Below are 9,722 nucleotides of genomic sequence, written 5' to 3'. Positions count from 1 at the left end.
CAAGACCATCCGCGAGAGAACACTCACCCACCACCACCCGCACACCCGCATCCGCAACCATGAACTCCAACCGATCAGCGGGATACTCCGGATCCAACGGCACATACGCACCACCCGACAGCCACACCCCAAGCATCGCCACCACCATGTCCACACCACGCGGCAGACACAGACCCACCACCGACTCAGCCCCCACACCCACACCCCGCAAGTAATGCGCCAGACGACTCGCCCGACCCATCAACCCCCCATACGTCAACACCTCCCCACCCGACACCACAGCCACCGCATCCGGAGCCACCACAACCCGCCCCGCAATCAACTCATGCACACCACCCACCAACGGCAACTCCACCGAAGACGAATTCCACCCCTCCACCACCAACTCACGCTCACCGGTCCCGAGAGTCGGCAGATCGCCCACCCGCTGCCTGGCATCCGCGGCGACGGCTTCGAGTAACGCGACCAGATGCCCGGCCATCCGCTCCACGGTCGCGGCGTCGAACAGCGCGGTGCTGTACTCGATCGCTCCAGCCAGGGCGCCGTCGTGGTCCGCCAGCATGACGGCCAGGTCGAAGTTGACCGAGGTCGTCGCCAGCACGTCGAGCGGCGGCGCATCGGCTCCTTCGTGCTCGCCGGGCCGGGCCTGGGCGTCGTTCTGAGGTGTGTGCCCCTCGGGGGTGTAGTTGAAGAACACTTGGAAGAGGGGGGTGCGGGACCGGTCCCGCTCCGTGACGAGTTCGTCCACCAGCTGCTCGAACGGCAGGTCCTGGTGGGCGTACGCGGCCAGAGCCACCTTCCGTACGCGGCCGAGCAGCTCGGTGAAGGTCGGGTCACCGGACAGGTCCGTACGCATCACCAGGGTGTTGACGAAGAACCCGATGAGGTCCTCGGTCTCGGCACGGTTCCGGTTGGCGACCGGGGTGCCGACCACCACGTCGTCCGACCCCGCGTACCAGCCGAGCAGCACGTTGAACGCGGCCAGCAGCGTCATGGACATCGTCACGCCGTTCTTGCGGGACAGGGCCCGCAGGGCGTCGGCGGTCCGTGCGGGAACGAGGAAGTCGGTGGCCGCCCCGTCGGTGGACCGTACGGGCGGGCGCATCCTGTCCGTCGGCAGTTCCAGCGCCGGCAGGCCGGCCAGCTGGTCGCGCCAGTACGTCGCATGGGCGTCCAGTACGTCGCCGTCCAGCCACTGCCGCTGCCATACGGCGAAGTCGGCGTACTGCACGGCCAGCGGCGGCAGCGGGTCCGGCGCTCCGGCCCGGAACGCCTCGTAGAGGGCCGAGAGCTCCTCGCGGAGTATGCGTACCGACCACTCGTCGAAGGCCACGTGGTGGACCGCCAGGGCCAGTACGTGCTCGTCGGCGGATATGCGGATCAGGGTGGCTCGGACCAGCGGTCCGCAGGCCAGGTCGAACGGTGCCATCACCTCCGCGGCCACCAGTTTCCGCGCGGCCGCCGTCGGGTCGTCGTGACCCGAGACGTCTGTCAGCGGCAGCACGAAGGGGGTCGGCTCGTCGATCACCTGGTGTGCGACGCCGTCCTCGCCCAGGACCAGCCTGGTCCGTAGCACCTCGTGCCGCACGACCACCGCTCCCAGCGTCGCGGTCAGCGCCGCGACGTCCAGCTCTCCGGGCCATCGCACGAGTACGGGCACGTTGTACTCCGTTGATCCCGGGTCCAGTTGGTCCAGGAACCACAGGCGCTGCTGCGCGAAGGACAAGGGGAGTGCCTGGTCGCGGTCGGCCGTGGTGATGGGCGGTACGGCTACCCCGAGGGCGGAGGCGGCGACGACGTCGGAGAGTTCACGGACCGTCGGGTGGTCGAACAGCGCGGAGAGGGGGACCTCGGTCGCGAAGACGGTCCGTATGCGGGAGACGACCTGTGTGGCGACCAGTGAGTGTCCGCCGAGTTCGAAGAAGTTGTCGTGGACCCCGACCCGGTCGACACCCAGCACCTGCGCCCACACACCCGCCAGCAACTCCTCCGTCGCGTTCGCCGGCGCCACAAACCCCTCCAACTCCGGCCGCACACCCTCCGGAACCGGCAACGCACCCCGATCCACCTTCCCATTCGGAGTCAACGGCAGACCCGCCACCTCCACGAACACCGAAGGAACCATGAACTCCGGCAAACTCCGCCCCACAAACTCCCGCAACACCCGCACCGACGGAACACCCACACCCCCATCCACCGGCACCACCCACGCCACCAACCGAGAATCCCCACCACCCCCCACCACACCCACCACCACCGCACGCACACCCGGATGAGAAACCAACACCGCCTCAACCTCACCCGGCTCAATCCGAAAACCACGCACCTTCACCTGCTCATCCCCACGACCCAAAAACTCCAGCCGCCCATCAGACAGCCACCGCACCCGATCCCCCGACCGATACATCCGCGAACCATCCCCCACAAACGGATCAGCCACAAACCGCTCCGCCGTCAAACCAGAACGCCCCCCATACCCCCGCGCAACCTGCGGCCCCCCAATAAACAACTCACCCACCACACCCACCGGAACAGGCTCCAAACGCCCGTCCAACACATACAACCGCGTATTCGGCAACGGCCCACCCACCGGCACCGCACCCCCAGCCCCGACCTCACCCTCACCCTCACCCTCACCCAACACAGCAAACGTCGAATCCACCGACGCCTCCGTCACCCCATACGCCGACAACAACCGCACACCCCCACCCAACACACCCCGAGCCCGCACCACCGAACCCCACCGCCACACATCCGTCGTCACCACCACCAACCGCAAACCACCCAACCCCAACCCAGAAACCGACCACCCACCACCCTCAACAAACCCAACCAACTCATCCACATACCGAGGCGCACACTCCAACGCACTCACCCCAGCACCCGCCAACACCCCCACCCACTCACCCACATCCACCTGCAACCCCACACGCCCCAACACCAACACCCCACCCGAACACAAAGCCCGCACCACATCACCCGTAAACACATCAAAACTCGCACTCGCCACCGACAACCACCTCAACCCCACACCCACCCCAAAATGAGCCGACTCCCAACCCGCAAACAACGCCACCAACGACCCATGAGAAACCAACGTCCCCTTAGGACGCCCCGTCGAACCCGACGTATAAACCACACCCGCCAACTGCCCCCCAAACACCACCCCACCCGGAGCCAAAGACGAAAGCCCCCCCAACACACCCACCACACCCGGATCATCCAGCCACACCACATGCTCGACCGGCAGCCCCTCAGCCACCGACCCCACCCCCACCAACACCTCCACACCAGAATCCCCGAGCATGAATTCCAGGCGCTCCACCGGATACTCCGGGTCCAGCGGCAGATACGCACCACCCGCCTGCCACACCGCCAACACCGCAACCACCAAATCCACCCCACGCGGCAGACACAGACCCACCACCGACTCAGCCCCCACACCCACACCCCGCAAGTAATGCGCCAGACGATTCGCCCGACCCATCAACCCCCCATACGTCAACAACTCATCACCCCACACCAAAGCCACAGAATCCGGAGCCACCACAGCCCGCCCCGCAATCAACTCATGCACACCACCCACCAACGGCAACTCCACCGAAGACGAATTCCACCCCTCCACCACCAACTCACGCTCATCAGCGGACAGCACCGACAGCTCGCCGACCCGCACACCCTCATCGGTGACGATCGACTCCAGTACGCGGGCCATGTGGCCGGCCATCCGGTCGATCGCGGCAGCGTCGACCTGGGCACGGTCGTAGGACAGCTTGATCAGCAGTTCCCGGCCGGAGCTCGCGGTCACGCTCAGCGGATAGTTGGCCTGCTCCCGGCCGTAGTTCATCCCCGCGCGCAGTCCGCTCGCCTCCGCGTTCCGCTCCTCCTCGTCCAGGTCCTGGACCGGGAAGTTCTCGAAGACGAAGAGACTGTTGAACAGCGGCTTGCCGGGCGGCAGGTCGCTGCTGGCCGCGATCGTCACCAGCGGAGTGTGCTCGTACCGGCGGGCCTTGACCTGCTCGCCCTGCAGGCGCGTCAGCCAGGTCGTCAGCGGCTCGTCACGGTCGACGCGGATCCTGACGGGTGTGGTGTTGAGCAGCATTCCGACCATCGACTCCATGCCGTCGAGCTGGCCGTCGCGGCCCGACGTGGTGACGCCGAACATCACGTCGTCGCTGCCGGAGTACAGGGACATGACGATGGCCCAAGCGGCCTGAACCACCGTGTTCGGCGTCAGGCGGTGGCGGCGTGCGAACTCGGTGAGCCCGGCGCCGGCCACCTCTGCGGACAGCGGCACCCGGGCCTCGCCCGGCCCCTGGTCGCCGGTGGCGCGCTCGATGCCCAGGAAGGTCGCCTCGGTGATACCGGCGAGGCGCTCGCGCCAGTACCCGCGGGCAGCGTCGAGGTCCTGGCCGGACACCCATCCCACAAAGTCCCGGAAGGGCCTGCGTGCCGGAAGTCGCGGCTCCCTTCCCTCCCGGTACGCCTGGTAGGCGTCCATCAGCTCGGTCATCACGATCGGGGCGCTCCAGCCGTCGAGGAGCATGTGGTGGTAGCTCCACACCAGCTGGTGGCGGTCCTCGGCCAGGGCGATCACCGCGATCCGTACCAGGGTCGGGGCGGTGAAGTCGGCGCCGCGCTCCCAGTCGGAGGCGAGGTAGGCGTCGACCGCCTCCTGCCGGCCCGCCTCGTCCAGGTGCGCTACGTCGATGACCTGGAGCGGCAGCGGAACCGTTCGGGACACCACGGCCAGCGGAGTGGCGACGCCTTCCCGTACGGCGGTGGTACGCAGCACCTCGTGGCGGGAGAACATGAGCTCCCAGGCCCGGCGCAGGGCGTCCGGGTCGAGCTCGCCCTCCAGCAGCATCCCGTCCTGTACCCAGTACATCCCGGGCTCGTCGGCCAGCTCGGTGTGGAAGAGCATTCCCTGCTGGAGGGCGGTCAGCGGGTAGATGTTCTCGATCGCCCGACCCCGTCGGCCTGCCGCCGCGTCGTATGCCGTCATCACGCACCTCCGGAATCGGCGATCTCACCGGTGTGATCGGGTGAGTCGAAGCGCTGTTGTATGAGGTCGAGCAGGTCCTGGTCCACGTCGGCCAGGGGAAAGTCGGACGGCGTGTATCCGCCCGCTTCGGGGCGGCAGCAGTACTCGATGAGGTCCTGGAGGACCGTGATGTAGCGCTGCGCGAGGCGGTGCACCGTCGCTCTGTCGTGCACCTGATCGCTGTACATCCAGACCAGCTCCAGGCGGCCCAGCGCGATCTGGCTGTTGATCTCGATGAGGTAGGTGCGGAGCCCCTGTGCCGACTGCGACTCGCCGAGCGCCCGGCCGGTCGGGGTGAAGCGTCCGCCGGAGCCGCTGGCCGGGCCGACCGCCTGGGTCGTCTGGCCGAGGTAGTTGAAGGCCAGTTCGGCGCCCGCCCCCGGTGTCCGGTCGGCCAGGTGGCGGAGGATCCCGTAGCCCTGGCCCTTGCGCGGGATCTCCCGCAGGTACTCCTTCGTACGGCGCAGTGCCTCGCCCGGGTCGCCGCCGGAAGCCCCGCCGAGCACCACCGGGTACATGCTGGTGAACCAGCCGACCGTCCGTGACACGTCGATGTCCGTGCCGACGTCCTCGCGACCGTGTCCCTCAAGGTCCACGACCACCGACGGGGCCTGGCACCATTCCGTGAACACGGTGCCCAGCACGCTCAGGAGCACGTCGTTGATCTGCGTCCGGAACGCTCCGGGCACCTCGCGCAGCAGTCGCTCGGTCTGCTCTGGGTCGAGCGTGACCGACAGCTCCTGGACGGACGCGATGGTGTTCGGGCCGTCGTGGTCGCGGGGCACCGAGCCGCCCGCGGTCTCTACGGACCGCCAGTAGTCGGCTTCCGCTGCGAGTGCGGGGGATGCCGCCAGTTCCGTGAGCCGCTGTGTCCACCGCGCGTACGAGGTCGTCTTCGCCGGCAGCTTCACCGGAAGGCCGCGCTCGATCTGGCCGTAGGCGACCGTCAGGTCCTCCAGGATCACGGCCCAGGACACCGCGTCCACCACCAGGTGATGCGCCACGACGAACAGCAGCTGTCCGAGGTCACCGCGGTCGAACACCACGATGCGCAGAAGCGGCCCGTCCGCCAGGTCGAGGCCGGCCTGCACCTCGTTGCCCCGGGCGTTCAGGAACGCCCACTCCTCGTCGTCGTCCAGGCCCATGCTCCGGATGACCTGCACGCAGTCGGCCGGAACCCCGTCGGCCGGCTCGGGGGCCGACACTCGGCCGACCCACGCGTCGCCCTCCCGGACGAACCTCGACCTCAGTGCGTCGTGCTGTTCGAGCACCGCCGCGGCGGCGCGGCGCATCGGCTCGGGTTCCACCCGCTGGGTGACGTCGAGGAGCATCGACTGGTTGAAGTGCCCCGGCTCGTTCAGGTCCTGCTCGAAGAACCAGCGCTGGATCGGGGACAGCGGGAAGTCGCCGACGACCAGGCCTTGTTCGGCCTCGATCGCGCTCTGCGCCTCGGCCACTGAGGCGAGGCCCGCCACCGACTGGTGGTCGAACAGCTGGGCCACGGTGACGTGGATGCCGAATTCCCGGGCGCGGGCCACCACCTGGATGCTGATGATGGAGTCGCCGCCGAGCTCGAAGAAGTTGTCGTGGACCCCGACCCGGTCGACACCCAGCACCTGCGCCCACACACCCGCCAGCAACTCCTCCGTCGCGTTCGCCGGCGCCACAAACCCCTCCAACTCCGGCCGCACACCCTCCGGAACCGGCAACGCACCCCGATCCACCTTCCCATTCGGAGTCAACGGCAGACCCGCCACCTCCACGAACACCGAAGGAACCATGAACTCCGGCAAACTCCGCCCCACAAACTCCCGCAACACCCGCACCGACGGAACACCCACACCCCCATCCACCGGCACCACCCACGCCACCAACCGAGAATCCCCACCACCCCCCACCACACCCACCACCACCGCACGCACACCCGGATGAGAAACCAACACCGCCTCAACCTCACCCGGCTCAATCCGAAAACCACGCACCTTCACCTGCTCATCCCCACGACCCAAAAACTCCAGCCGCCCATCAGACAGCCACCGCACCCGATCCCCCGACCGATACATCCGCGAACCATCCCCCACAAACGGATCAGCCACAAACCGCTCCGCCGTCAAACCAGAACGCCCCCCATACCCCCGCGCAACCTGCGGCCCCCCAATAAACAACTCACCCACCACACCCACCGGAACAGGCTCCAAACGCCCGTCCAACACATACAACCGCGTATTCGGCAACGGCCCACCCACCGGCACCGCACCCCCAGCCCCGACCTCACCCTCACCCTCACCCTCACCCAACACAGCAAACGTCGAATCCACCGACGCCTCCGTCACCCCATACGCCGACAACAACCGCACACCCCCACCCAACACACCCCGAGCCCGCACCACCGAACCCCACCGCCACACATCCGTCGTCACCACCACCAACCGCAAACCACCCAACCCCAACCCAGAAACCGACCACCCACCACCCTCAACAAACCCAACCAACTCATCCACATACCGAGGCGCACACTCCAACGCACTCACCCCAGCACCCGCCAACACCCCCACCCACTCACCCACATCCACCTGCAACCCCACACGCCCCAACACCAACACCCCACCCGAACACAAAGCCCGCACCACATCACCCGTAAACACATCAAAACTCGCACTCGCCACCGACAACCACCTCAACCCCACACCCACCCCAAAATGAGCCGACTCCCAACCCGCAAACAACGCCACCAACGACCCATGAGAAACAAACGTCCCCTTAGGACGCCCCGTCGAACCCGACGTATAAACCACACCCGCCAACTGCCCCCCAAACACCACCCCACCCGGAGCCAAAGACGAAAGACCCCCCAACACACCCACCACACCCACCACACCCGGATCATCCAGCCACACCACATGCTCGACCGGCAGCCCCTCAGCCACCGACCCCACCCCCACCAACACCTCCACACCAGAATCCCCGAGCATGAATTCCAGGCGCTCCACCGGATACTCCGGGTCCAGCGGCAGATACGCACCACCCGCCTGCCACACCGCCAACACCGCAACCACCAAATCCACCCCACGCGGCAGACACAGACCCACCACCGACTCAGCCCCCACACCCACACCCCGCAAGTAATGCGCCAGACGATTCGCCCGACCCATCAACCCCCCATACGTCAACAACTCATCACCCCACACCAAAGCCACAGAATCCGGAGCCACCACAGCCCGCCCCGCAATCAACTCATGCACACCACCCACCAACGGCAACTCCACCGAAGACGAATTCCACCCCTCCACCACCAACTCATGCTCATCAGCGGACAGCACCGACAAGTCATGTACTCGGACGGTCGCATCGCGTGCAACGCCGTCCAGTACGGCGACCAGGTGGCGGGCCATCGCCTCCACCGTCGCCCGATCGAACAGTGCGGTGCTGTACTCAAGCTCTCCCGACAGGCCGCCCTCGCCCGTGTCACCGAACCGCAGGGTCAGGTCGAAGAGGGCGAGCCGGGTCCCAGCCTCTGTCCCCTTGATCCGGATGTCCTCCCGCGGCCGGCTCCCGCCCTCGGCCGGCTCCAGCAGGTTCGCGCCGTCGCGCGACTCCTCCGTCGCGTAGGTGAAGAACACCTGGAAGAGTGGGCTGAGGTTCCGGTCCCGCTCGGTGACGAGGTCGTCCACCAGCTGCTCGAACGGCAGGTCCTGGTGGGCGTAGGCGCCCAGGGCGGTGTTCCGCACCCGGTTGAGGAGTTCACCGAAGGTCGGATCGCCGGACAGGTCGGTGCGTAGAACGAGCGTGTTGACGAAGAGCCCGATCAGGTCCTCGGTCTCGGCACGGTTCCGGTTGGCGACCGGGGTGCCCACGACCACGTCCTCCGAGCCCGCGTAGCGGCTCAGCAGCACGTCGAAGGCGGCGAGGAGCGTCATGAACATCGTCGCGCCGCCCTCGCGGGACACCGCGCGCAGTGCATCCGCTGTCTCCGCCGACACGGTGAAGCGCGTTGCCGCACCTTCGGACGAGCGCACCGGCGGACGGGGCCGGTCGGTCGGCAGCTCCAGTTGCGCAGGTTCCGACAACTGGACGCGCCAGTAGTTGAGTTGACGTTCCAGCTCCTCGCCGGCCAGGCACGTCCGCTGCCATGCGGCAAAGTCCGCGTACTGCACGGGCAGCGGCGGCAGCGGGTCGGGGCGGCCCGAACGGAACGCCTCGTAGATGGCGCCGAGTTCACGTCGCAGGATGCGTCCCGACCACTCGTCGAACACGACGTGCTGCATCGACAGCGCCAGTACGTGTTCCTCATCGGCCAGCCGTATCAGGCCGGCCCGGATCAGGGGCCCGTTCGCGAGATCGAAGGGCGCCATGGCATCGGTAACGACCAGCCGTTCCGTCGCCATCAGCGGATCGCTGCTGCCGGATACGTCGACCACGGGCAGCGGGAGGGCGGCCGGCGGGTCGATGACCTGGTGCGCCACGCCGTTCGCGTCGGCCACCAGGCGGGTGCGCAGCACCTCGTGCCGCACGACCATCGCGTCCAACGCCGCGGTCAGTGCGGTCACGTCGAGCGGACCGTCGAGACGGATCGGCATCGGAAGGTTGTACTCGGTCGATTCGGGTTCGAGCTGGTCCAGGAACCACAGACGCTGCTGCGCGAACGACAACGGCAACGGCCGATCCCGGTCGGCCCGTG

Annotated in this window: 2 protein-coding genes; both read right to left on the bottom strand. The window is 67.3% G+C overall.

All coding sequences use genetic code 11. From position 1 onward, the window contains the following. Positions 1-5,005 (bottom strand): amino acid adenylation domain-containing protein (locus ACIPEK_RS45365; protein WP_402008651.1); only part of this gene is annotated, 5,005 nt, incomplete at its 3' end. Continuing rightward, positions 5,005-9,699, bottom strand: coding sequence for an amino acid adenylation domain-containing protein (locus ACIPEK_RS45360; RefSeq protein ID WP_402008649.1), 4,695 nt, complete (start codon positions 9,697-9,699; stop codon positions 5,005-5,007). The genes ACIPEK_RS45365 and ACIPEK_RS45360, both read right to left, overlap by 1 nt. Between the last annotated feature and the right edge of the window lie 23 nt (positions 9,700-9,722).

Origin of the sequence: Streptomyces sp. NPDC088246 (genome assembly GCF_044741025.1) — a bacterium.
GTDB lineage: Bacteria > Actinomycetota > Actinomycetes > Streptomycetales > Streptomycetaceae > Streptomyces.
Note: the sequence above shows the minus strand (reverse complement) of the source record. Positions and strands in the feature narration are given on the sequence as shown.